Annotated in this window: 1 protein-coding gene; it reads left to right on the top strand. The window is 44.4% G+C overall.

The genetic code is table 11. From position 1 onward, the window contains the following. Nucleotides 1–102: 102 nt before the first annotated feature. Nucleotides 103–1098, top strand: coding sequence for an AAA family ATPase (locus tag ABUA47_RS17925; RefSeq protein WP_005827745.1), 996 nt, complete (start codon nt 103–105; stop codon nt 1096–1098). The last annotated feature ends 59 nt before the right edge of the window (nt 1099–1157 follow it).

Raw genomic sequence — 1157 nt, forward strand, 5'->3', positions numbered from 1 at the left:
GGTATGGTTAATTTATTCCCGTACTTTGGGGAGCGAAAAAAATAATTGCCGGTTCAAAACCGGATAAATGAAGAAATTAAACATTAAAAAATAGATTGATTTATGGCTGAAACAATTGACATCCGCGAACTGAATGAGCGGATTGAAAGACAAAGTGCTTTCGTTACCAATCTTACCACAGGTATGGACCAGGTCATTGTAGGACAAAAGCATCTGGTAGAGTCGTTGTTAATTGGTTTGTTGTCCGATGGACATGTGTTGTTGGAAGGTGTGCCCGGTTTGGCAAAGACTTTAGCTATCAAGACGCTTGCTTCGTTGATTGATGCGCAATACAGCCGCATTCAGTTTACGCCTGACTTGTTGCCTGCCGACGTAATAGGTACAATGGTTTACAGCCAGAAGGATGAAACGTTCCAAGTAAAAAAAGGTCCGGTCTTCGCAAACTTTGTTTTGGCTGATGAAATCAACCGTGCTCCGGCCAAAGTACAGAGTGCTTTGCTGGAAGCCATGCAGGAACGTCAAGTTACTATCGGCAATGAAACTTTCGGGTTGCCCAAACCATTCCTGGTGCTTGCCACACAGAATCCTATCGAGCAGGAAGGTACTTATCCGCTGCCCGAAGCGCAAGTGGACCGTTTCATGCTGAAAGTCGTAATAGACTATCCGAAGCTGGAAGAGGAGAAACTGATTATCCGTCAGAATATCAATGGTGATAAATTTGAAGTGAAGCCCATTTTGAAGGCAGACGAAATTATTGAAGCTCGTAAAGTGGTTCGCCAGGTGTATCTGGATGAGAAAATAGAAAAATATATTGTTGATATTGTATTTGCTACCCGTTATCCGGAAAAATATGATTTAAAAGAACTGAAAGACATGATTGGTTTCGGCGGTTCGCCCCGTGCTTCCATCAACTTGGCCTTGGCTGCCCGTAGCTACGCGTTCATCAAGCGTCGCGGTTATGTCATTCCGGAGGATGTGCGCGCTGTGGCACATGACGTACTTCGCCACCGTATCGGCTTGACTTACGAGGCGGAAGCCAGCAATATGACATCTGATGAAATCGTCAGCAAGATACTGAACAAGGTTGAAGTGCCCTAACGCATAATAGAGGTTTTCGTAAACTTGAGGTTTACAATCCTATACCTGAGGCTTAGCGT

This window comes from Bacteroides sp. RTP31139st1_H2_RTP31139_211217 (assembly GCF_040227615.1).
GTDB classification, from domain to species: Bacteria; Bacteroidota; Bacteroidia; order Bacteroidales; family Bacteroidaceae; genus Bacteroides; species Bacteroides uniformis.